Origin of the sequence: Cognatilysobacter lacus, assembly GCF_008274655.1 — a bacterium.
In the GTDB taxonomy this organism is placed as follows: Bacteria; Pseudomonadota; Gammaproteobacteria; order Xanthomonadales; family Xanthomonadaceae; genus Cognatilysobacter; species Cognatilysobacter lacus.
Genome location: NZ_VTRV01000038.1, coordinates 1 through 21,292 on the forward strand (window position 1 = coordinate 1; position 21,292 = coordinate 21,292).

The following is a 21,292-nucleotide window of genomic DNA, read 5'->3' on the forward strand; positions in this document are numbered from 1 at the left end:
TGGCTGGCGGTCGAACAGCCGCACGTGGCCGCCGTGGCGCAGCACGATGGCGCGCACCAGGCTGAGGCCCAGGCCGATGCCGGGCGAGCCCCGATGGACCTCCAGGCGCTGGAAGCGATCGAAGATGCGCTCGCGGTCCGCGTCGGGCACGCCCGGGCCCTCGTCGTCGACCGCCAGCGTCGCGTGGCCTTCGGCCGCCGACAGCGCAAGCACGACGCGGCTGCCCGCCGGCGCGTACTTGAGCGCGTTGTCCAGCAGGTTCACCAGCACCTGGAACATCTGGTCGCGGTCGCCGCGTACGTGCGCGGTCTGTGTCTCGACGTCGAGACGCAACCCGCATTCCAGCGCGCTCGGGATGTACAACTCCGCCGCGTCGGCGACGAGTTCGGCAAGGTCGAACACCGGTTCGTCGGCGACGGCGGCCTGTGCTTCGATCCGCGCCAGCCGCAGCAGCGCACCGAAGGCGAGCAGCAGCTGGTCGGTTTCCACAAGTGCGGCGTCGAGCGAGCGGTTCCGGTCGTCGCCGCCGCGCATGCGGGCTTCCTCGAGGCGATTGCGCAGGCGCGTGAGCGGCGTGCGCAGGTCGTGCGCGATGTGGTCGGTGGCGTGGCGCACGGCGCCGAGCAGGTCCTCGATGCGATCGAGCATCGCGTTGAAGCGCCGCGCCAGGCGATCGAAGGCATCGTCGCTGCCGTCGACGGGCGCGCGCAGGCCGAGTTCACCTTCGCCGACGCGCGCGGCGGTGTCGTCCAGCGCCTGCAGGCGTATCGAGACACGCCGCGACGTCAGCCAGCCGGTGAGCCCACCGAGCGTCGCCGCCACGAACGCCGCAGCGAGCGCGGTGCGCAGCATCAGCGCGAGGAAGCGGTCCTGCGAGCGCGTGCGCTGGCCCGTGAGCAGGCGCACGCCGTCGGGAAAGCGGTGCATGTGCGCGATCACGCGTGCGCGGCCGGCGTCGTCGGACTGCACGAACTCAAGCCAGCCGCGCGGCTCCGGAATCGCGGGCAGATGTTCGACGAGCCCCGCAACGCGCCGGCCGCGCGCGTCGAACAGGCCGTAGACGGACGCGCCGTCGTCGTCTTCGACGCGCGCGCGCAGCTCTTCGATCAGCGCGGCGCGGCCGTCGTCGCGCGCGAGTTCCACCAGGCCCGCCTCGTCCGCGCGCACCACGTCGCGGGTATCGCCGTCGAGCATGGTCGACACGGTGAAACGCACGGCGATGCCGAGCAGCAGGAACGCGACGAAGAACGAAAGACTCACCGCGACCGCGAGCCGCGCGCTGGTCGATCGCAGGGCTGCCATGCGTTACGCGCCCAACCGGTAGCCGGCGCCGCGCACGGTGTGCAGCAGCGGTTTCGGAAAGCCGGCATCGATCTTCTGCCGCAGCCGGCTGATGTGCACGTCGATGACGTTGGTCTGCGGATCGAAGTGGTAGTCCCACACCGCTTCGAGCAGCATCGTGCGCGTCACCACGCGACCCGCCTGTTTCATCATGTATTCGAGCAGCCTGAATTCGCGCGGCTGCAGTTCGATGCGCTTGTCGCCGCGCCGCGCTTCGCGGCTGAGCAGGTCGAGCTGAAGGTCGGCGACGCGCAGCTTCACCGGTTCGCTGCCGCCGGAGCTGCCGCGTCGTGCGATGGAATCCAGGCGCGCACTCAGCTCGGAATAGGCGAACGGTTTGACCAGGTAGTCGTCGGCGCCGGCGCGCAGGCCTTCGACGCGGTGGTCGACGTCGCCGAGCGCGGTGAGCAGAAGTACCGGCACCTTGTTGCCGGCGCCGCGCAGCGTCTTCAGCAGCGCGAGCCCGTCGACACCGGGCAGCATGCGGTCAAGTACGACGGCGTCGTAGGGCTCGGTGGTAGCCATGAACAGCCCGTCGCGGCCGGTGTCGGCCTGGTCCACGGCGTGGCCGTCCTCGCGCAACCCCTTCGCGATGAACGAGGCGGTGTGCGGGTCGTCTTCGACGAGCAGGATGCGCATGGCGTGCATTTTGCCTCGTTGGAAAAAAACGATACCCCGCCGGCTTGCGCCAGCGGGGTATCCGCCCGGGGGTTCGGGCGCGGGGACCGCTGGATCAGCCCTTCTTCTTTTCGTCTTTCTTGATCGTCTTGGCGGGGGCAGCCTTGGCGACGGCCTTCGCCGGTGCCGGCTTGGCGGCGGCGGCCGTCTTGGCGGCGGCCTTCACAGGCGCTGCCTTGGCGGGAGCGGCGACAACCGCCTTGGCAGGCGCAGCGACGGCGGCCTTAACGGGCGCGGTCTTGGCCGGCGCGGCGGCCGCGGTCTTGGCAGGCGCCGGCTTGGCGGACGCAGCCTTGGCCGGAGCGGTGGCGGCGAAGGCCGAGCCAGCGAATGCGGTGACAGCGATGGCGAGCAGGGCGGTGCGGAAGTTCATGGTCGGTTCCTTTCTCAACGACGAGGGTTCGTGGCCGGCGGAAGGCTCCGCCGCGATGACAGGGTGCGACCCGCGGGCTCGCCAGCCCATGGCGGTGGGATGAAAGTTCGGTAATGAGCCGCCGCAAGAAGACCCGCGCAAGAAAAACCCCGCCGAAGCGGGGTTTTCTTGCCAAACCGAACCGGGTTCAGTTCTTGGACTGTGCTTCGGCTTTGTCGGCCTTCGCGTCCTTGTCGGCCTTGTGCATCACGCGCTTGGCGTGGTGGCGGTGGTGCTTGTGGTGCTTGCGGTGGTGCGCCGACTTGGCGTGGGTCGCATGGCTGGTGTGGGCGGCCGGCGTGGCCGGGGTCGCCGGCGTGGCCGGGGTGGCCTGCGGCGCGGCGAACGCGACGCCGGCAGCGGCCGTCAGGGCGACGGCGAGGAGGCTGGGATAAAGCTTCATGGGAAGAACTCCGGGTGACATCGGCGGCCGATTCCGCCGAAGCCCCACGCTGCGACCCGGCGGCTCTCGAGCCGATGTCCCCTCCATGAAACTTCCGCAATGAATCGTCCACGCCTCCTGCACGCCGCTTTCAGGCGCTCGCGGCGAGAGTCGAATGCCCGACCGAGGAACTGCCATGAGCCGTCTCGACCAGAACGACCGCGATTCGATCGACGCCCGCCAGTACGCCTTCCCGAAGCAGCGCAAGGAACCCTTGGAAGACGCGAAGCACGTGCGCAACGCCGTCGCGCGCTTCGACCAGGTCGAGGGCGTGACCGACGCCGAACGTGACGAGGCCTGGCAGCGGATCCGGGCGGCCGCGAAGCGGTTCAACGTCGAGCTGGGTGAGAAGGACTGGCGCGAGCTCGGCAAGAAGCCGCACTAAGACCGATTACAGACCCTGTGCGGCCTGGGCGACGGCGCGGAACAGCGCGCGGCCCTTATTCATCGTCTCTTCCCATTCGGCATCGGGATCGGAGTCGTAGACCACGCCGCCGCCGGCCTGCACGTGCAGGCGGCCGTCCTGGATCACGGCGGTGCGGATGGCGATCGCCGTGTCCGCATCGCCATGCCAGCCGATGTAGCCGACGGCGCCCGAATAGATGTTGCGGCGGATCGGTTCGAGTTCGCGGATGATTTCGAGGGCGCGGATCTTCGGCGCGCCGCTGACCGTGCCGGCGGGGAACGTCGCGCGCAGCACGTCGGCATAGGAGAGCCCCGGCTTCAGCTTGCCCGTCACCTCGCTGACGATGTGCATGACGTGGCTGTAGCGCTCGATCACGAACTGCTCGCCCACCTCCACCGTGCCCGGCTCGCTGACGCGGCCGACATCGTTGCGGCCGAGGTCGATCAGCATCAGGTGTTCGGCGCGCTCCTTCGGGTCGGCGAGCAGCTCGGCCTCGAGCGCGGCGTCTTCCTCGGGCGTGGCGCCGCGGCGCCGCGTGCCGGCGATCGGTCGCACGGTCACCTGGCCGTCCTGCAGCCGCACCAGGATCTCCGGTGACGAGCCCACCACCTGCATGCCGCCGACGTCGATGAAGTACATGTACGGCGACGGATTCAGCGCGCGAAGTGCACGGTAGACGTCTACCGGCCGCGCCTTGAACGGTACCGACAAGCGCTGCGACGGCACCACCTGGAAGATGTCGCCGGCGCGGATGTATTCCTGCGCGCGGCGGACGATGTCGTGGTACTGCTCGCGGGTGAATGTCGAACGGAAATCCGACTCGTCGATCGCCGCGCCCTGCAGCGTTTCCGGGTAGCCGGGGCCGCCCTGCCGCAGGCGATGGGTGAGCTCGTCGAGGCGCCGGTTCGCGCGCGCAAATGCGCGCGGCTCGTTCGGATCCGCATGCACGATGAGGTAGAGCTTGCCCTTGAGGTTGTCGAACACGGCGACTTCCTCGCTCTGCATCAGCAGGATGTCGGGCGTGCCGAGTTCGTCGTCCTGATGGCGCCCGCTCGCGGCCAGGCGCGGCTCGATGTAGTCGATGCATTCGAAGCCGAACCAGCCGACCAGGCCGCCGGTAAAGACCGGCAGGTTCGGAAGCGCGGGCACCGAATTCGCGGCACGCAGGCGCTCGACTTCCGCGAACGGATCCTCCACCTGGCGCGACTCGACCAGCTCGCCGTCCTCGGTCACGAACAGCATGTGGCCGGCGAACGCGTACACACGCTTGGCCGGCAGGCCGATGATCGAGTAGCGACCGAACCGCTCGCCGCCCTCGACCGATTCGAACAGATAGGTATGCGGCCCGTCGGCGAGCTTGAGATAGACCGACAACGGCGTGTCGAGGTCGGACAGCACCTCGCGAACGACGGGGATCAGGGTGTGGCCCAAAGCGGCCTGCTGCTGGAACGACTCGAACGATGTCACGCGCACACTCCTCGGAATAACGACGGGCGGAAGGATCGACGGCGGCTCAGGGCCACCATCGCCAACCCGTGGCGAGGCGATGCATGTCGGCGTGACGGTTCATGGGCCGGACTATAACGGCCCCGCCGCGGCGGCGCGACGGTCATGCGGCCGTCGCCTGCGGGTCATCGCGATGTCATCGCGCGGGCGGAGCATCAAAGGCCATCGCAGGGACGACCGATGAGGCAGGACGCCTCCCTTTCCCCTGCCGGCGCTTTCGGGCGCCGGCATTTTTCAGCGACGCGTGCCGGCCACCGCGGCCTTCATCGTGGCGATGATGCCGGCGTAATCCGGCGCGTTGAAGATCGCCGAGCCGGCAACGAACGTGTCGGCGCCCGCGGCGGCGATCTCGGCGATGTTGTCGGCCTTGACGCCGCCGTCGATCTCAAGCCGCACCGCGCGTCCGCTCGCATCGATCATCGAACGCACGCGGCGCAGCTTGTCGAGCGCGGACGGAATGAACGCCTGCCCGCCAAAGCCGGGATTGACCGACATCAGCAATACCATGTCGATGTCGGCGAGCACGTAGTCGAGCACGTCCACCGGCGTGGCAGGGTTGAGCACGATGCCGGCCTGGCAGCCCAGCGACCTGATCAGCTGCACGGTGCGATGCACATGGCGGCTCGCCTCGGGATGGAACGTGATCATCGACGCGCCGGCCTTGGCGAAGTCCGGGACGATGCGGTCCACCGGTTCGACCATCAGGTGCACGTCGATCGGCGCGGTGACGCCGTGCTTGCGCAGCGCCTCGCAGACCAGCGGGCCGATCGTGAGGTTGGGCACGTAGTGGTTGTCCATCACGTCGAAGTGCACCCAGTCGGCGCCGGCGGCGAGCACGGCGTCCACCTCCTCGCCGAGCTTCGCGAAGTTCGCGGACAGGATGGACGGGGCGATCACGGTCGATTGCATGGCGGTTCCTCAGCGACGCGGCTTGCGCTGCGCCTGGATGCGGTCGTAGGCGGCGTTGAGTTCGCGCGCCTTCTTCTCGGCGCGATGTCGCAGCTCGGGCGCGGCGGTCGCGAACTTGTCGGGGTGGTACTGCGACATCAGCCGGCGATAGGCCTGCAGCACCTCGGCCTCGTTGGCTTCGTCGGTGATGCCGAGGATGCGGTACGGATCGTCGCGCAGGCGGAACCAGTCCGCGTCGAAGGCGTGGCCGATCAGCAGGCCCAGCAGCGCGCCCAGCGGCGGCTCCGCGCGCAGCAGCGCGGCACCGGCGAAGAAGCCCAGCAATTTGCCGTACCACCGGGTGGTTCGCACGCTGGGGGGCCTGCCGCCGATCGAGGGCGGCAGTCTACCTGCAGGGCCGCGGTGGCCGGCGTACACTGCCCGGCCCGTCGCCACCCGGCGGCCGAGCCCGCGACCGTCCCGATGCGTCCTTCGCTGCTGACGTCCGACCTCCCCGGCCTGCACCTGCGCCACCGCGGCAAGGTCCGCGACGTGTTCGACGTGCCGGCCGACCGCCTGCCGCCCGACACCGACGGCGACTGCCTGCTGATGGTCGCGACCGACCGGCTCTCCGCGTTCGACGTCGTGCTGCCGGACCCGATCCCGGGCAAGGGCGAGATGCTCTGCCAGATCAGCAATTTCTGGTTCGGCAAGACCGCGCACATCGTGCCCAACCACCTCACCGGCATCGACGTGGCCAGCGTGCTGCCGGACGGCGTCGATGCGTCGCTGTATGCGAAGCGCGCGGTGGTTACCCGTCGCCTGAAGCCCGTGCCGATCGAATGCATCGCCCGCGGCTACCTGATCGGCAGCGGCTGGAAGGACTACCAGCGCACCGGGCGCGTGTCCGGCATCGCGCTGCCCGACGGCCTGCGCCAGGCCGAGAAGCTCGACGAGCCGATCTTCACCCCGTCGACCAAGGCCGCGGTCGGCGACCACGACGAGAACATCGACTTCGACGCCGCGGTGCGCCTCACCGGCGCCGAGCTCGCCGAAGCCGTGCGCGACGCCACGCTGCGCCTGTACGCGTTCGCCGCCGACTACGCGGCGCAGCGCGGCATTCTGCTGGCCGACACCAAGTTCGAGTTCGGCACCGATGCCGATGGCCGCCTGTACGTGATGGACGAGATGCTGACGCCCGATTCGTCGCGCTACTGGCCGGCCGATTCGTATGAAGTCGGCACCAGCCCACCGAGCTACGACAAGCAGTTCGTGCGCGACTACCTCGAAGCGATCGGCTGGGACAAGACGCCGCCCGGCCCGACGCTGCCGCCGGAGGTGATCGAGCGAACCCGCGCGAAGTACGCCGAGGCGCTGGAGCGGCTGGCGGGAATCCAGGTCGACTGAAGCGGCGGCGCGATCGATCCGCGTGGCGCATCGACCGGATCGCCGCGGGATACGTTGGCGAGTGGCCCGTCCAAGCAGGGCGACGCGCTGGAGGCATCTGGGCGGCGTCATTGGGCGTGCTGCCGCTGCAACGCCGCCGTGGGCGCGCTGCGGCATCATGACGGCCAGCCATCGGAAGCGCCGCCATGAACACCACCACACGCCCGATCGACCGCTGGTTCGCGCACTACAGCGACGACCATCGCAATGACGCCAACCAGCGCATCCACGTTGTGTGCGTGCCTCTGATCCTTTGGAGCGCGATCGCGCTGCTGTGGACGATCCCGTCGCCGGCGGCGCTGTTCAATGACGGCGTGTTCGCGGGCATCGCGATGCTGCTCGCCGCGCTGTTCTATTACCGGCATTCGCGCCCGCTCGGGCTCGGCATGGCGCTGGTGTTCGTGGTGCTGGCGTTGGCGACGCGCGGGCTCTACGGCGCCCTCGGGCCGCGCGGGCTGCTGGTGCTCGGCGTCGCGGTGTTCGTCCTCGCGTGGATCGGGCAGTTCGTCGGCCACAAGCTGGAGGGTCGCAAGCCCAGCTTCCTCACCGACCTCACCTACCTGCTGATCGGCCCGGCCTGGGTGCTCGCCAAGCTCTATCGCCGGCACGGCATCTCGTACTGATGGCGCGCGCGCCCGGTCTTGGCGGCCGTGATCTCGCTCTCGTGCTGCTGATCTGTCTCGCCTGGGCAGGCAACTTCCTGACCTCGGCACTCGCGCTGCGCGAGATCCCGCCGTTCCTGTTTACCGCGCTGCGTTTCGCGATCCTCGGGCTTGCGCTGCTGCCATTCCTCAAGCGGCCGGCGAAGGGCCAGTGGCCGCGACTGATCGCCGTCGGCCTGTGCCTGGGCGTGCTGCATTTCGGATTGAGCTTCACGGCGCTGAAGCTCGCCGGCGACCTGTCGTCGCCCGCCATCGTCATGCAGTGCTACGTGCCGATTACCGCACTGCTGGGCTGGGTCGTGCTGGGCGAACGCTTTGGCTGGCGCACCGCGTTGGCGATCGCCGTGAGCTTCGGTGGCGTGCTGGTGCTCGGCTTCGATCCGGTCGTGCTCGAGCATCCGGCCGCGCTGGTCGCCATGCTCATCTCGTCCGTCTTCCTCGCGCTCGCCACCGTGCTGATGAAGCGCCTGCAGGGGCTCGACGTGTTCAGCCAGCAGGGCTTCATTGCGTTGATCGCCGTCGTGCCGCTGCTGGTCATCAGCACGCTCGTCGAGCCCGGCGCCATCGCGCGGCTGTCGGAGGCCTCGTGGGTTGCGTGGGCGGGCGCCGCGTACGCGGCATTCATTTCGTCGCTGCTCGGGCATGGCCTGTTCTACGTGCTGGTCAAGCGCCACCCGGTCGCGCAGGTGACGCCCTGGCTGCTGCTTTCGCCGGTGCTTGCCGTGGTGCTCGGCATCGTGTTCTGGGGCGACCGGCCGGGCCCGCGGCTGCTCGTTGGCGGCGCGATGGTGCTCGGCGGCGTACTGATCATCGCGCTGCGCGCGATGTCCAAATCGCGGCCGGTCGTCGTGGTGCCGGAAGAGATCTAGGCCTCGCGACGCGGGAACATCGCCGCCGTCGGCGCAAACGCGCGCGGCGCATAACCGAAGGCTTCGCGCGCCGGCGCGACGTCGAAAACGAGGTCACGTCGCATGCGCTCGACGGCCGCGTCGCCGAAACCGGTCGCGATGCCGCGCGATTGCGCGACGCGCAATGCGAGTTCGAAGACCGGCAACGGCAATTCGATCAGCTGTGCGGGTGGCTGCAGCACGCGCAACACGCGACGCACCATCACGCGATAGGCGAGCGTTTCCCCGCCCGGTAGGTCGAATGCGCGGTCGTGCGCGGCATCCGTGCCGATGCAGTCGACCGCTGCGCGCGCGAGGTCGTCGACATGCACGGGTTGGCGCAGCCCCGTGGCGCGGCGCGGCAGCGGAAACAGGCGCAACCGATGCGCGGTGCGCGCGATGCGGCTGAGCGTGGCGTCGCGCGCGGCGCCGTAGACGAGCGTCGGACGCAGTAGCGTGTATGCCGCGGCTCGTTCGCCCGCAGTCGTGGCGACCCGGTCTTCGGCAAGCTGCAGTCGCTGCGCAAGGTCGCGCTCGTCGGGATCGATCGAGTGCTGCTTCACCCGCACGCTCGTCGAACCGAAGGCGACGACGCGCGGCGATTCGATCGCCGCGCGCGCGTACCAGTGCGAAAAGGCGTCGAGCGGGCCGGAACTGATGACTGCATCGACGTGGGCCGGCAGCTCCGGCATGGCGTCGAAGTCGCCCTGCAACCAGGTGAGCCCCGGCTCGTCACGGTGCCGCGTGCGTGAAACGGCGGTCACGCGCCAACCCTCGTGGCGCAGGCGCACCAGCAGCGGCTCGCCGATCTGTCCGGTACTGCCGAAAACGAGTGCGTGCCGCATCAGCGAAGCGCCGGCCCGGTGCGCAGCCATGCATAGCCGAGCAGCGCCGATACGAGCGATGCCGACAGCACGCCCAGCACCGCCTCGTCATAGCGCGCGCCGTTGTTGAATGCGAGTGAGCCGATGAACAGGCTCATGGTGAAACCGATGCCGCAGAGCAGGCCGAGGCCCAGGAGCGATCGCCCGTCCATGCCATCGGGCAGCCGCGCCAATCCGGCGGCGCGCAGGCCCAGCGCCGCACCGACGATGCCCAACGGCTTTCCGACAACCAGCGCGAGGGCGATTCCCAGCGTGAGCACGCTTGTCAGGTCACGTACGCCCATGTCGCGCAGGTCGAGCCCGGCGTTGGCGAACGCGAACAGCGGCAGGATCGCGTACGCCACCCACGGATGCAGCGCGTGCTCGAGTGTTTCCAGCGCGGAGTGTTCGATTTCGTCGTCGATGTCGTTGTTCCGGTCGACATGCGGAATCATCAGGCCGGTCGCGACGCCCGCCAGCGTCGCGTGCACCCCGGACTTCAGCACGCAGATCCACAGCACCGTGCCGAGCAGGAGGTAAGGGGTGAGCGCGGTGACCCCGCGCCGGTTCAGCACGAACATCAGCCCCAGCGTCGTCGCGGCCGCGCCGAGTGCGACGAACGACATCCCGTGCGCGTAGAACACCGCGATGATCAGGATCGCAATCAGGTCGTCCACCACCGCGATCGTGGACAGCAGCAGTTTCATCCCGACCGGCACGCGATCTCCGAGCAGCGCCAGGACGGCGAGCGCGAACGCGATGTCGGTGGCGGTGGGCACGGCCCAGCCCCGCAGCGCCGAGGCGTCGCCGCGATTGATGGCGAGGAACAGCAGCGCCGGCAGTGCGACGCCCGCGCACGCACACACCAGTGGCAGCAGCCGTTGATCGCGGCGCGCGAGGTGCCCGCTGATCGCTTCGCGCTTGATCTCCAGCGCGACGAGCAGGAAGAAGATCGCCATCAGTCCGTCGTTGACCCACGCCAGAAGCGGCTTGGCAATCGCGAGGTCGCCGATGTGGATCGCCGCCGGCATCCGCCACACCGCGGCGTAGCCCGCGGCGAGCGGCGAGTTCGCGCAAAGCATCGCCAGCACCGCCGCACCGATCAGAACGATGCCGCCGGCGGCTTCCAGACGGAAGAACTCCGACAGTGCGCGGATCGCGCGAGGCGTGTCGTGCTGGCGCGGGATTCCCATGCGCCGAGTATATCGGCGCGTGCAAACGTATCAGCGGTGCAACTGCAGCGTCTGGAACGCCAACCACACCAGAAGCGCGATGAAGAGCAGCACGCCCTCATTGCGCGAAACGCGCATATCGCCGCGCAGGATCGGCAGCATCATCGCCGAGAACACGAACGCGGCGGGCAACTCGTAGCGCACGAACGACGCCGGTATGGCAAGGCCGTGCCCGATGACCGCCATGCCGCCGAGCACGAGAAGCATGTTGACCATGCTCGATCCGATCACGTGCCCCGCAACCAGGTCGCCGTGTCCGCGCCGCGCGGCGCCGATCGCGCCCGCGACTTCGGGCAGCGCGGTGCCCAGCGCCACCGGCAGCAGGCCGGTCAGCAACGGCGTGAACCCGAGCGCCTGGCCCATCGCCGGTGCATGCCGCACCAGCAGCCAGGCACCCACGCCGAGCGAGACCGCGGCGATCGCGATCCGCAGCAGGTTCTGTCCGAGCAGATCGCTGGTGCGCGAGAAGTCCTCGATCGACGCACGCACCTCGGGCGTTTCGTCACCGCCTCGAACGATGCGATACCCGATCACCGCGACGAAGCCGAGCACCAGGATGGCGCCGTCGAGCACCGAGAGCCGGCCGTCCAGCGACATCACGATCACCAGCGCGGTGGCCGCGAGCAGCACCAGCAGCAGCGTCGACAGGGCGCGCCAGCGCACCAGCAGCGGCGCCATCACCGCGGCGAGCGCGAGCGTGAGGCCTACATTGAAGACGTTGCTGCCCACCGCGTTGCCAAGCGCGAGATCCGGCTGACCGGCTGCGACCGCGTAGAAATTGACCACCAGTTCCGGAATCGACGTCGCGAGCGCGACCAAAACCAGGCCGACCGCGAACGGCGGCCATCCGAGGCGACGACCGAGCCCCGCGATGCCTCTCACGATTGAGTCGCCACCGATAGCAAGCAGGACGAGGCTGAGCAGGAACCAGAGCGTCGCATTCATCGGCATGGATCCTCAGGAACAACCTTCAACATAGTCGACCTGTGGCGCCCGGCCTGCACGCCACGCGCTCACCTTGCCATGCGCGTCCACTTCGAACAGCAGGGCGCGATTCCCGGAGTCCGGATCGGACACGCGCAGGTAGCGACCGCCCTCGACGTACTTGTGCGGTGACTCGGTCACGCGGCCTGCGTACAAACGACGGATGTCGTCGGCCGACAGCCCGACGCGACCCCCACCCGGCGCGACTGCGTTCGCGCCGCGCATGTCGTAACGCACGAACCGCCCGCCGTCGAACATCAGCGACGGGCCCGCCGCGCTGCCTGCCGCGTGCAGGTAGCCGCAACCGGAAGTCACGTCGTCGCCGTCGAGCGCCCCTTTCCAGGCCTTGCGTGCTTCGGCCACGCTCATCCCGAAACGCAGGTCGCCGTAGCCGTCGTAGCGGGGCGGCCCCGCGTCGACGCGGACTGCGCTCGAAGGATGCGGTTCACCGACTGCGATGCCGCGTGTGCCCGGCGGCGCGACGGCCGGGGCCGGCGTGTCGGTGGCCTGTGGATCTGCCGTTACGTCCTTGCGCACCGGGGCGTCCTCGTTGGCGATGGCGGAAGGTGCCGCGGTCGCGGCTGCCGCAGGCGCTGCTGGATTGCCGCCGGGCGCTGGGTCGGTTCGCGCGCAGGCACCCAGCGCGATGAGGAAAGGCAACAGTGCGATGGGCTTCATGGCGACTCCGCGGGATGGACGGCAGCCTAGCCGGCCGCCGTGAACCCGTCGCGAAGCGGCCTTACGGGGCGGCGTCGAAGTGTTTCTGCAGCCCGGCCCAGCACGCCTGGTAATCGCGCTGCCGATGCTCGGCATCCACCGCCTGCCGCGTCGGCCGGATCACCAAGCGGGCTTCGAACATGAAGGCCATGGTGTCGCTGATCACGTCGGGCTTGGACAGGTCGGCGCTGGACGCCTTCGCGAACGTCGCGGCGTCCGGCCCGTGCCCCGTCATGCAGTTGTGCAGCGAGCAGCCGCCCGGCGCGAAGCCTTCGGCCTTGGCGTCGTAGACACCGTGGATCAGGCCCATGAACTCGCTCGCGATGTTGCGGTGGAACCATGGCGGGCGGAACGTGTCCTGCGCGACCAGCCAGCGCGGCGGGAATATCGCGAAATCCATGTTGCCGACGCCCGGCGTGTCCGTCGGGCTGGTGAGCACCAGGAAGATCGAGGGATCGGGATGGTCGAACGAGATCGAACCGATCGCGTTGAAAAGGCGCAGGTCGTACTTGTACGCGGCGTGGTTGCCGTGCCAGCCGACGACGTCGATCGGCGAATGCGCGATGTCCGCGCGCCACAGGTGGCCCTGGAACTTCGCTACCAGCTCGAAGTCGCCCTCGACGTCCTCGAACGCCGCATTCGGCGCGAGGAAATCGCGCGGGTTCGCAAGCCCGTTCGAACCGATCGGGCCCAGGTCCGGCAGCCGCAGGAAGGCGCCGAAGTTCTCGCAGACGTAACCGCGCGCGGCGCCGTCGGGCAGCTTCACCGCGAAACGGATGCCGCGCGGAATCACTGCGATTTCCTGCGGCTCGACGTCGAGCACGCCCAGCTCCGTTTCGATATGCAGGCGGCCCTGCTGCGGCACGATCAGCAGCTCGGCGTCGGCGTCGTAGAACCAGCGGCCCTGCATGTCGCGATTGGCGGCATACACATGCACGCCGATGCCCGACTGCGACGCGGCGCAGCCGTTGCCGGCCATGGTGTACAGGCCATCGAGGAAGTCGACGGACGCGTCGTCGCCGGGCATCGGCAGCGGGCTCCAGCGCATCTGGTCCGGGCTCACGGGGCCCGTGTCGAAGTCGTTGTGGAACGCGGTCGTGGCACGACCTTCGTAGCGCACGAACTGCCCGTGCATCGCCGCCGGCCGGATGCGGTACAGCCAGCTGCGCCGGTTCTGCGCACGCGGCGCGGTGAACGCGGTGCCCGAAATCTGCTCGGCGTACAGGCCGTGCGCGACACGCTGCGGCGAGTTGCGTCCCACCGGCAACGTGCCGGCGAGCGCCTCGGTGGCGAACTCGTTGCCGAAGCCGGACTGGTAACCGGTGCTGTGGATCGTCATGCGGGGCTCCTGTCGCGGATACGAAAAGCCCCTGCGGACAGGGGCCGGATCGTCGCGTGCGTTACAGCACGCCGCGCTTCATCTGGTCGCGCTCGATCGATTCGAACAGCGCCTGGAAGTTGCCTTCGCCGAAACCTTCATTGCCCTTGCGCTGGATGATCTCGAAGAAGATCGGCCCGATCGCATTGGTGGTGAAGATCTGCAGCAGCTTGCGGCTCTTGGTGTCCGGATCGGCGTCGATCAGGATCTTGTTGCGGCGCAGGCGCTCGATGTCTTCCTGGTGGTTGGGGATGCGCTGGTCCACGACGTCGAAATACGTATCCGGCGTGTCGAGGAACTCGATGCCCTGCGCGCGCATCGCTTCCACCGTCGTGTAGATGTCGTCGGTGAAGCAGGCGATGTGCTGGATGCCCTCGCCCTTGTAGGCATCGAGGTATTCGTTGATCTGGCTCTTCGGGTCGTTCGACTCGTTGAGCGGGATGCGCACGATGCCGTCCGGGGCGGTCATCGCCTTCGACACGAGGCCGGTCTTGACCCCCTTGATGTCGAAGTAGCGGATCTCGCGGAAGTTGAACAGCCGCTCGTAGTAATCCGACCACTTCTGCATGTTGCCGAAGTAGAGGTTGTGCGTGAGGTGGTCGATGAAGGTGAGCCCGAAGCCCGCCGGATTCTGGTCGACGCCCTCGATCTCGACGTAGTCACCGTCGTAGATGTGTCCGTTGCTGCCATAGCGGTCGACCAGGTAGAGCATGCAGTCGCCGATGCCCTTCACCACCGGCGCGTTGACGGCCTTGGTCTCCGGCTTGTGGTCGATCGCCTCGCCACCGTTGCCGAGCACGACTTCGCAGACCTGCGCGGCGGGCTTCTGGAAGCGGATCGCGAACCCGCAGGCGCTCGGGCCGTGCGCGCGCGCGAAGTCGGCGGCGAAGCTGTCCGGCTCCTCGTTCACCAGCAGGTTGACGCCGCCCTGCCGGTACACGGTGATCGCGCGCGACCGGTGGCGCATCACGGCGGTGAAGCCGAGGCGCCGGAAGTAATCATGCAGCAGCGCCGCCTTGCCTTCCGGCGCGGCGAATTCGACGAACTCGAACCCGTTGATGCCCAACGGGTTTTCGAATGTGGTGACCTGCATGCCGAGATTGGGCTGCGCGTTCATGGGGGAACTCCTGAAGTCGACGCCGGGTGCGGCGGGGGATTGGAAGCCGGGCGGACGCTTGCGGCAGGCACGGCCTGATTTATAGTTTCAGATGAAACTACTTGCAAGGCGCGACGCAGCATGAGCCTGAACCGAGACGCCGCCACGCTCGATCTCGAGCACTTCCTGCCCTATCGGCTGTCCGTGCTGAGCAACCGCGTGAGCGGCGCGATCGCGCGGATGTACTCCGAGCGCTTCGGCCTCGGCGTCACCGAGTGGCGCGTAATGGCCGTGCTCGGCCGCTATCCGGACCTGTCGGCCGGTGAGGTCGCGCAGCGCACGGCGATGGACAAGGTGGCCGTCAGTCGAGCGGTGGCGAGCCTGGTCGAGGCCGGGCGGGCCGAACGCGACACCCACGACGGCGACCGTCGACGTTCCGTGCTGCGCCTGAGCGCCGCCGGCCGCGACATCTACGACCAGGTGGCACCGCTCGCCGTCGCCTTCGAGAAACGCCTGCTCGACGGCATGGCGCCGGCCGAATGCGACGCGCTGTTCCGTTTGCTCGATCGGCTCGACGAGCTGGAGTTGCAGGCCGAGTCGCAGCTGCCGGGTATCTGAATCGGGCCGCCCGGAAGCGGCCCGGAAACAAGAAAAGGCGGCCCGTAGGCCGCCTTTTCCGTGTCGCGAGTGCAGCGTTACTTGATGCCGTGCATCAGCTTCTGAACCAGCGGCGCGATCAGGAACAGCAGCAGGCCGGAACCGGCGAGCAACCAGAAACCGGTCGTGTACGCGTGCAGCGCCGAGGCCGTCGTCATGCCGGTCTCGCCGCTCGCCTCGCCGGCGAAGATGCCGGCCAGGTTGTTGCCGATGGCGATCGACAGGAACCAGCAGCCCATCGCGAAGCCTGCCGACCGTGCGGGCGCCAGCTTGGTCGTCATCGACAGCCCGATCGGCGACAGGCAGAGCTCGCCAATCGACTGGACCACGTAGACGACGAACAGCGTCCAGAACGGGATCTTCAGGCTCTGCGGGTCGACCAGCTTGGTCAGCGCGAACATCAGCAGCAGGAACGCGGCGCCGTTGAAGATCAGGCCCAGGCCGAACTTGCGCGGGATCGACGGATTCGTCCGACCCATCGCCACCCAGATCCACGCCATGATCGGCGCGAAGATGATGATCGCCACCGAGTTGACCGACTGGAACCACGCCACCGGGAACGTCCACCCGCCCAACTGGCGGTTGACGATCTTGTCGGCCAGGAAGTTGAACGAGCTGCCGGCCTGTTCGAAGAAGGTCCAGAAAAGCACGTTGAACACGAAGATGATGATCATCGCGATCACCTTGTCCCGTGCCACGCGGCCTTCGCGAATCGCTTCAAGAAGCAGCATGATCATCGGCGGGATGATCAGCGCCATCAGAACGTACTGCAGGATCTTGGCGTCGATGGTGAGCAGGTAGTAGAAAACCGGAACGCCGATCACCAGGCCAAGCAACGCGACCAGCGCCGTGCGGCCCATGCTCTCCTTTCCGACCGGGGGCAGGCCGATGCCCTTGAGCTGGCTGCGCCCGAACCAGAACCAGACCAGGCTGAGGATCATGCCCACGCCGGCAGCGATGAAGACGATCTTGTAAGCCGGCATCGCGTCCGTGCCGAACAGCTTCTGTGCGAGGTACTGGGTGATCACGGGCGAAATCATCGCGCCGAGGTTGATGCCCATGTAGAAGATCGTAAAACCCGAATCTCGCCGCTGGTCCTCGGGGCGGTACAGCTTGCCCACCATCGTCGAGATGATCGGCTTGAACAGGCCGTTGCCGACGATCACGGTCGCCAGCCCGAGCTTGAATACCTGTTCGCTCGGCACGGCGATCATGAAGAGCCCGAGCGCCATCACCACGGCGCCCAGCAGGATCGAGCGCTGGTAGCCGATCATCTTGTCGGCGACCCATCCGCCGAAGATCGCGCCCGCGTACACGAGCGCCAGGTAGGCGCCGTACAACTCGCTCGCCGGCTTCTCGCCCGTCGCGTCGCCCCCATGGAACTGCGCGACGATGTAGAGCACCAGCGCCCAGCGGATTCCGTAGAACGCGAAGCGCTCCCAGAACTCCGACATGAAGAGCATCCACAGCGGGCGTGGATGACCCAGTACCTGCTTGAACTCGGGTGGATTGGATGAACCGCCATCCCCGAACTGCAGGGGCGGGCCCATCGGTTCCGCGGCATCGGGTACTTGCACACTCATTCGGTGATTCCTGGAAGGCATTCGATGGATGTCGCCGCACGGACGGCGGACGCCTGCAACCGGCCGAGAATGTCCGAACGCGCCGCAAGGCGTCAAACGATTCCGCGGTGTTGCAATGCAGCAGCCTTCAGCCTGAACGGCTCAGGCGCCAGCGTGCCGATGGCCTCCGCCGCCGGGATGGCCTCGCCATCGACCGCCGCGTCGCTCAGTACGCCTGGCCCTGGTCGATCCCGATCCTCGTGCGCACCTCGAAGAGCTCGGGGAAGAACGAGAGCTCGAGCGCCTGCTTGAGGAAGCCGACGCCCGACGACCCGCCCGTGCCGCGCTTGAAGCCGATGATCCGCATCACCGTGCGCATGTGGCGGAAGCGCCAGAGCTGGAACTGCGTCTCCAGGTCGACGAGGTCCTCGCACAGCTGGTAGGCGGCCCAGTGGGTTGCCGAGTCCTCGTAGATGCGCTCCAGCATCGGCAGCAGGTCCGGGTCGGAGACGTGCGTCGTCGACCAGTCACGCTCGACCCAGCGCGCCGGCACCGCATGGCCATGCCGCGCGAAGTAGCGCAGCGCCTCGTCGTAGAGGCTGGGCGCGTGCAGCAGCGATTCGAGCAGCGCATGCGCCTCGGCGTCGTGCGCGAACACCTTCAGCATCCCGGCGTTCTTGTTGCCCAGCAGGAACTCGATCTCGCGGTACTGCAGCGACTGGAAACCCGACGAAGGGCCCAGGATGTCGCGGAACTTCATGTAGTCGGCCGGCGTGAGCGTCTCCAGCACGGACCACATCTCGGTGAGCTGTCGCAGGATTCCCTTCACCCGCGCGAACACCTTCTGGCAGGCGCCGATGTCGTCGGCCCGCAGCAGGCCGACCGCCGCGTGCAGCTCGTGGATCATCAGCTTCATCCACAGCTCGCTGACCTGGTGCTGGGTGATGAAGAGCAGTTCGTCGTGCTGCGGGGGGTCCGATAGCGGCTGCTGCGCCGACAGCAGGCGGTCAAGGCGAAGGTAACCGCCATAGGTCAGCCGGCCGGCCAGTTCGGTGTGGACGCCGCTCTCCAGCGGGCGCTCATTGTTCTCGACGGTCATCGCGGGTTCCCGGTGCGACCCGGAAGCGTAGCGCAGGCGCGGCAGGCCGGTACTGGCCAGTTCAATCGACCGACCGCGCCACCTCCGCGCCAGCGGGTGCGACCCGGCGCGACGGCCGCACCCGACGCCGTCCCGTCGACGGATGCCGCAGCGCGCAATGCCGCTTAACAAGCGCGCCGGTAGAATCTTGCGCTTTACGACGCACCGGACCGACGGATGACGCTCGCGGCAAGTTTCGAAATCGAATACCTGCAGTACCTCGGCCCGGACGGCGTGCCCGTCGCGGAGTTCCCCGAATCCCTTCGCGACGCCGCGCTGCTGCTGCCTCTGTTCAAGCAGATGCTGTACGTGCGCACGTTCGATACCAAGGCCATCGCGCTGCAGCGCACCGGCAAGCTCGGCACGTATGCCGCCTGCCTGGGCCACGAGGCCACGCACGTCGGCATCGGCGCCGCGATGCGCCCCGAGGACGTGTTCGCGCCCAGCTACCGCGAATACGGCGCGCAGTTCATGCGCGGCGTGCGCCCGCGCGACGTCCTGATGTACTGGGGCGGCGACGAGCGCGGCAACGATTTCGAAGGCCCGAAGAACGACTATCCGTGGTGCGTACCGATCTCGACGCAATGCCTGATGGCGTCCGGCGCGGCGCTTGCGTTCAAGCTGCGCAACGAGCCGCGCGTCGCGGTGGCCTGCTGCGGCGACGGCGGCTCGTCGAAGACCGATTTCTACGCCGGCCTCAATGCCTCCGGCGCGTTCACCTCGCCGCTGGTGCTGTGCGTGATCAACAACGGCTGGGCGATCAGCGTGCCGCGCGGGGCGCAGACCGGCGCCAAGACGCTCGCGCAGAAGGGCCTGGCTGGCGGCCTGTACTGCCTGCAGGTCGACGGCAATGACCTGGTCGCCGTGCTCGAGGCCATGCGCCGCGCCACCGAGCGTGCGCGCAGCGGCCAGGGCGGCAGCGTCATCGAGTTCATGACGTACCGCCTGCACGACCACACCACCGCGGACGACGCGCGCCGCTACCGCGGCGAGCAGGAAGTGAAGGACGCCTGGACGCGAGAGCCGTTCCTGCGCCTGCGCAAGTACCTCGTCGACCAGAAGCTCTGGGACGAGGCGCAGGAAAAGGCCTGGATCGAGGAGTGCGGCAAGCTCATCGACGTCGAGATCAACGCTTATCTGGAATGCCCGGTGCAGCCCGTGGAAGCCATGTTCGACTATCTCTACGGCGACATGCCGGAAGACGTGCGCGCCCAGCGCGAGTACGCGATCTCGCTGGAGAATCGTCGATGAACGCGCAGGTCAAGCCCGATTCCACCGCGATCACGCTGATCGAGGCGATCACGCAGGCGCTCGCCTACGAGATGCGCAACGACCCGTCGGTGCTGGTGCTCGGCGAGGACGTCGGCGTCAACGGCGGCGTGTTCCGCGCCACCGCCGGCCTGCACGCGCAGTTCGGTTCGCAGCGCGTGATCGACACACCTCTGGATGAGACGACGATCGCCGGCCTCACCGTCGGCCTTGCGTCGCAGGGCATGAAGCCGGTCGCCGAAGCGCAGTTCGACGGCTTCATGTACCCGATGGTCGACTTCATCGTCTGCCACGCCGCACGCATGCGCTATCGAACGCGCGGTCGCCTCACCTGCCCGATGGTGCTGCGCGTGCCGTGGGGCGGTGGCATCCGTGCGCCGGAGCATCACTCCGAGGCGAACGAGGCGATCTTCACCAACGTGCCGGGCCTGCGCGTGGTGATGCCGTCCTCGCCGCAGCGCGCGTACGGCATGCTGCTGTCCGCGATCCGCGATCCCGATCCGGTGATCTTCTTCGAACCCAAGCGCATCTACCGCCAGTACAAGGAAGTGGTCGCCGACGACGGCGAGGCGCTGCCGCTCGACGTCTGCTACGTGCTGCGCGACGGCACTGACCTGACGCTCGTCACGTGGGGCGCGCAGGTCAAGGAAACGCTCGAGGCCGCGGAAAAGCTCGCCGGCGAAGGCATCAACTGCGAAGTGATCGACGTCGCCACGCTGCGCCCGCTCGACTTCGCGACCATCGCCGAGTCCGTCGCCAAGACCGGCCGCTGCGTGATCGTGCACGAGGCGCCCAAGACCGCGGGCTTCGGTGCCGAGATCGCCGCGCGCCTGGCCGAGGAGTCGATGTTCGACCTGCTCGCGCCGGTCGAGCGCGTCACCGGCTACGACACGCACATCCCGCTGTTCCGCCTCGAGATGAAGTACCTCCCGAGCGTGGACCGAATCGTCACCGCCGCCAGGCGCGCGATGGCGGCCGGCTGACGCGATGACGCCCAAGGGCGACGCGATCGACCTCTCGGCCAAGCTCGCCGCGTTCGGCGAGCAGTGGTCGCCTCGCGTCGTGGCGGAAATGAACGACGTGCAGTTCAAGGTCGTGAAGCTCGAAGGTGACTTCGTGTGGCATTCGCACGACGAGACCGACGAGACGTTCATCGTGCTCAAGGGCGAGCTGCGGGTCGGTTATCGTGACTCCGAAGTGACATTGCGCGAAGGCGAGATGATCGTCATTCCGCGCGGCGTCGAACACATCACCCGCGCCGCCAGCGAATGCCACGCGCTCATCATCGAGCCGCGCGGCGTGGTCAACACCGGCGACGCACACAGTCACCTGACGGCGACCAACGACGTCTGGGTCTGAACTCTTTCAGGAACGAGCAACGCATGAGCACGCAGAAGACCTTCTTTCTCCCCGACCTCGGCGAAGGCCTGCCGGACGCGACCATCGTCGAGTGGTACGTCAAGGAAGGCGACGTGATCCGACTGGATGACAACCTCGTGTCGATGGAAACCGCGAAGGCCGTCGTCGACGTGCCCTCGCCGGTCTCCGGCAAGGTGCTCAAGCTCGCTGGCGGCGCGGGCGACGTCGTCGTTACCGGCACGATGCTGGCGACGTTCGAAATCGACCCGTCGATGCCGCAGCGCGCCGAAGGCCAGGACACCGGCCACCACCACGGCGGCGCGGCGTCCATCTCGCACGGCCACGGCGCGGGCGGCGAAGCCCCGGTGG

General features: G+C 68.1%; 24 protein-coding genes. 9 read left to right on the forward strand and 15 right to left on the reverse strand.

Features of this window, described 5'->3' with window-relative positions; all coding sequences use genetic code 11:
- From FW784_RS05150 to FW784_RS14270, 4 genes are all read right to left on the reverse strand, one after another.
- Nucleotides 1–1,302, reverse strand: a 1,302-nt coding sequence (locus FW784_RS05150; protein WP_149352288.1) for a sensor histidine kinase, incomplete at its 3' end; no start/stop codon positions are given.
- Between the two features lie 3 nt (nt 1,303–1,305).
- Complete coding sequence (locus FW784_RS05155) at nt 1,306–1,980, reverse strand: response regulator transcription factor (protein ID WP_149352306.1); 675 nt, start codon at nt 1,978–1,980, stop codon at nt 1,306–1,308.
- A 94-nt stretch (nt 1,981–2,074) separates the two neighbouring features.
- The gene (locus FW784_RS05160; protein ID WP_149352289.1) at nt 2,075–2,392 is read right to left on the reverse strand and encodes a hypothetical protein; all 318 of its coding nucleotides are present in this window, start codon (nt 2,390–2,392) and stop codon (nt 2,075–2,077) included.
- A gap of 187 nt (nt 2,393–2,579) precedes the next feature.
- Nucleotides 2,580–2,834 (reverse strand): hypothetical protein, encoded by a 255-nt coding sequence (locus FW784_RS14270; RefSeq protein ID WP_187770684.1) that lies wholly within the window; start codon nt 2,832–2,834, stop codon nt 2,580–2,582.
- Nucleotides 2,835–3,009: 175 nt separating this feature from the next.
- On the opposite strand from FW784_RS14270, the gene FW784_RS05170 reads away from it, so the two are divergent.
- On the forward strand, nt 3,010–3,258 hold the full coding sequence (locus FW784_RS05170) for a DUF6582 domain-containing protein (RefSeq protein WP_149352290.1): 249 nt from the start codon (nt 3,010–3,012) through the stop codon (nt 3,256–3,258).
- Nucleotides 3,259–3,264: 6 nt separating this feature from the next.
- Here FW784_RS05170 and trpE read toward each other — a convergent pair whose 3' ends face one another.
- From trpE to FW784_RS05185, 3 genes are all read right to left on the reverse strand, one after another.
- Nucleotides 3,265–4,746, reverse strand: coding sequence for an anthranilate synthase component I (gene trpE / locus FW784_RS05175; RefSeq protein WP_149352291.1), 1,482 nt, complete (start codon nt 4,744–4,746; stop codon nt 3,265–3,267).
- 273 nt (nt 4,747–5,019) lie between these two features.
- Nucleotides 5,020–5,694 (reverse strand): ribulose-phosphate 3-epimerase, encoded by a 675-nt coding sequence (rpe, locus tag FW784_RS05180; RefSeq protein ID WP_149352292.1) that lies wholly within the window; start codon nt 5,692–5,694, stop codon nt 5,020–5,022.
- Nucleotides 5,695–5,703: 9 nt separating this feature from the next.
- Nucleotides 5,704–6,045 (reverse strand): J domain-containing protein, encoded by a 342-nt coding sequence (locus FW784_RS05185; RefSeq protein WP_149352293.1) that lies wholly within the window; start codon nt 6,043–6,045, stop codon nt 5,704–5,706.
- Nucleotides 6,046–6,156: 111 nt separating this feature from the next.
- Between FW784_RS05185 and FW784_RS05190 the strand changes: the two genes are divergently transcribed.
- The 3 genes from FW784_RS05190 to FW784_RS05200 all read left to right on the forward strand — a co-directional run bounded on the left by FW784_RS05190 (nt 6,157) and on the right by FW784_RS05200 (nt 8,650).
- Nucleotides 6,157–7,080: a phosphoribosylaminoimidazolesuccinocarboxamide synthase gene (locus FW784_RS05190; RefSeq protein WP_149352294.1), complete on the forward strand. Its 924-nt coding sequence runs from the start codon at nt 6,157–6,159 to the stop codon at nt 7,078–7,080.
- Between the two features lie 185 nt (nt 7,081–7,265).
- Entirely contained in the window at nt 7,266–7,742 is a 477-nt protein-coding gene (locus tag FW784_RS05195; RefSeq protein ID WP_149352295.1) for an Mpo1 family 2-hydroxy fatty acid dioxygenase, read from the forward strand.
- On the forward strand, nt 7,742–8,650 hold the full coding sequence (locus FW784_RS05200) for a DMT family transporter (protein WP_149352296.1): 909 nt from the start codon (nt 7,742–7,744) through the stop codon (nt 8,648–8,650). Before FW784_RS05195 ends, FW784_RS05200 begins: the two co-directional genes overlap by 1 nt.
- On the opposite strand, the gene FW784_RS05205 is transcribed toward FW784_RS05200, so the two are convergent.
- The 6 genes from FW784_RS05205 to hppD all read right to left on the reverse strand — a co-directional run bounded on the left by FW784_RS05205 (nt 8,647) and on the right by hppD (nt 14,959).
- Nucleotides 8,647–9,513: an NAD-dependent epimerase/dehydratase family protein gene (locus tag FW784_RS05205; protein WP_235893581.1), complete on the reverse strand. Its 867-nt coding sequence runs from the start codon at nt 9,511–9,513 to the stop codon at nt 8,647–8,649. The genes FW784_RS05200 and FW784_RS05205 overlap by 4 nt on opposite strands.
- Nucleotides 9,513–10,724, reverse strand: a complete 1,212-nt coding sequence (nhaA, locus tag FW784_RS05210) for a Na+/H+ antiporter NhaA (protein ID WP_205123560.1) — start codon at nt 10,722–10,724, stop codon at nt 9,513–9,515. Before nhaA ends, FW784_RS05205 begins: the two co-directional genes overlap by 1 nt.
- A 30-nt stretch (nt 10,725–10,754) precedes the next feature.
- On the reverse strand, nt 10,755–11,708 hold the full coding sequence (locus FW784_RS05215; RefSeq protein WP_149352298.1) for a sodium:calcium antiporter: 954 nt from the start codon (nt 11,706–11,708) through the stop codon (nt 10,755–10,757).
- A 12-nt stretch (nt 11,709–11,720) separates the two neighbouring features.
- Nucleotides 11,721–12,425, reverse strand: coding sequence for a lectin (locus FW784_RS05220; protein WP_149352299.1), 705 nt, complete (start codon nt 12,423–12,425; stop codon nt 11,721–11,723).
- 61 nt (nt 12,426–12,486) lie between these two features.
- Nucleotides 12,487–13,803, reverse strand: coding sequence for a homogentisate 1,2-dioxygenase (hmgA, locus tag FW784_RS05225; RefSeq protein WP_149352300.1), 1,317 nt, complete (start codon nt 13,801–13,803; stop codon nt 12,487–12,489).
- 61 nt (nt 13,804–13,864) lie between these two features.
- Nucleotides 13,865–14,959 (reverse strand): 4-hydroxyphenylpyruvate dioxygenase, encoded by a 1,095-nt coding sequence (gene hppD, locus FW784_RS05230; RefSeq protein ID WP_187770685.1) that lies wholly within the window; start codon nt 14,957–14,959, stop codon nt 13,865–13,867.
- Between the two features lie 120 nt (nt 14,960–15,079).
- Between hppD and FW784_RS05235 the strand changes: the two genes are divergently transcribed.
- Nucleotides 15,080–15,556, forward strand: coding sequence for a MarR family winged helix-turn-helix transcriptional regulator (locus FW784_RS05235; protein ID WP_149352301.1), 477 nt, complete (start codon nt 15,080–15,082; stop codon nt 15,554–15,556).
- Between the two features lie 77 nt (nt 15,557–15,633).
- Here FW784_RS05235 and FW784_RS05240 read toward each other — a convergent pair whose 3' ends face one another.
- On the reverse strand, nt 15,634–17,145 hold the full coding sequence (locus FW784_RS05240) for a peptide MFS transporter (protein ID WP_149352309.1): 1,512 nt from the start codon (nt 17,143–17,145) through the stop codon (nt 15,634–15,636).
- Nucleotides 17,146–17,383: 238 nt separating this feature from the next.
- Nucleotides 17,384–18,256 carry a tryptophan 2,3-dioxygenase gene (locus tag FW784_RS05245; protein ID WP_149352302.1) on the reverse strand — a complete coding sequence of 291 codons (873 nt, stop codon included), beginning with the start codon at nt 18,254–18,256 and terminating at the stop codon, nt 17,384–17,386.
- Nucleotides 18,257–18,472: 216 nt separating this feature from the next.
- On the opposite strand from FW784_RS05245, the gene pdhA reads away from it, so the two are divergent.
- From pdhA to FW784_RS05265, 4 genes are all read left to right on the forward strand, one after another.
- Nucleotides 18,473–19,546 (forward strand): pyruvate dehydrogenase (acetyl-transferring) E1 component subunit alpha, encoded by a 1,074-nt coding sequence (gene pdhA, locus FW784_RS05250; RefSeq protein ID WP_149352303.1) that lies wholly within the window; start codon nt 18,473–18,475, stop codon nt 19,544–19,546.
- Nucleotides 19,438–20,547 carry an alpha-ketoacid dehydrogenase subunit beta gene (locus FW784_RS05255; protein ID WP_425481589.1) on the forward strand — a complete coding sequence of 370 codons (1,110 nt, stop codon included), beginning with the start codon at nt 19,438–19,440 and terminating at the stop codon, nt 20,545–20,547. Before pdhA ends, FW784_RS05255 begins: the two co-directional genes overlap by 109 nt.
- Before the next feature lie 4 nt (nt 20,548–20,551).
- Nucleotides 20,552–20,923 (forward strand): cupin domain-containing protein, encoded by a 372-nt coding sequence (locus tag FW784_RS05260; protein WP_149352305.1) that lies wholly within the window; start codon nt 20,552–20,554, stop codon nt 20,921–20,923.
- A 23-nt stretch (nt 20,924–20,946) separates the two neighbouring features.
- Nucleotides 20,947–21,292: biotin/lipoyl-containing protein (locus tag FW784_RS05265; RefSeq protein WP_328592709.1), on the forward strand; the 346-nt coding region annotated here is incomplete at its 3' end.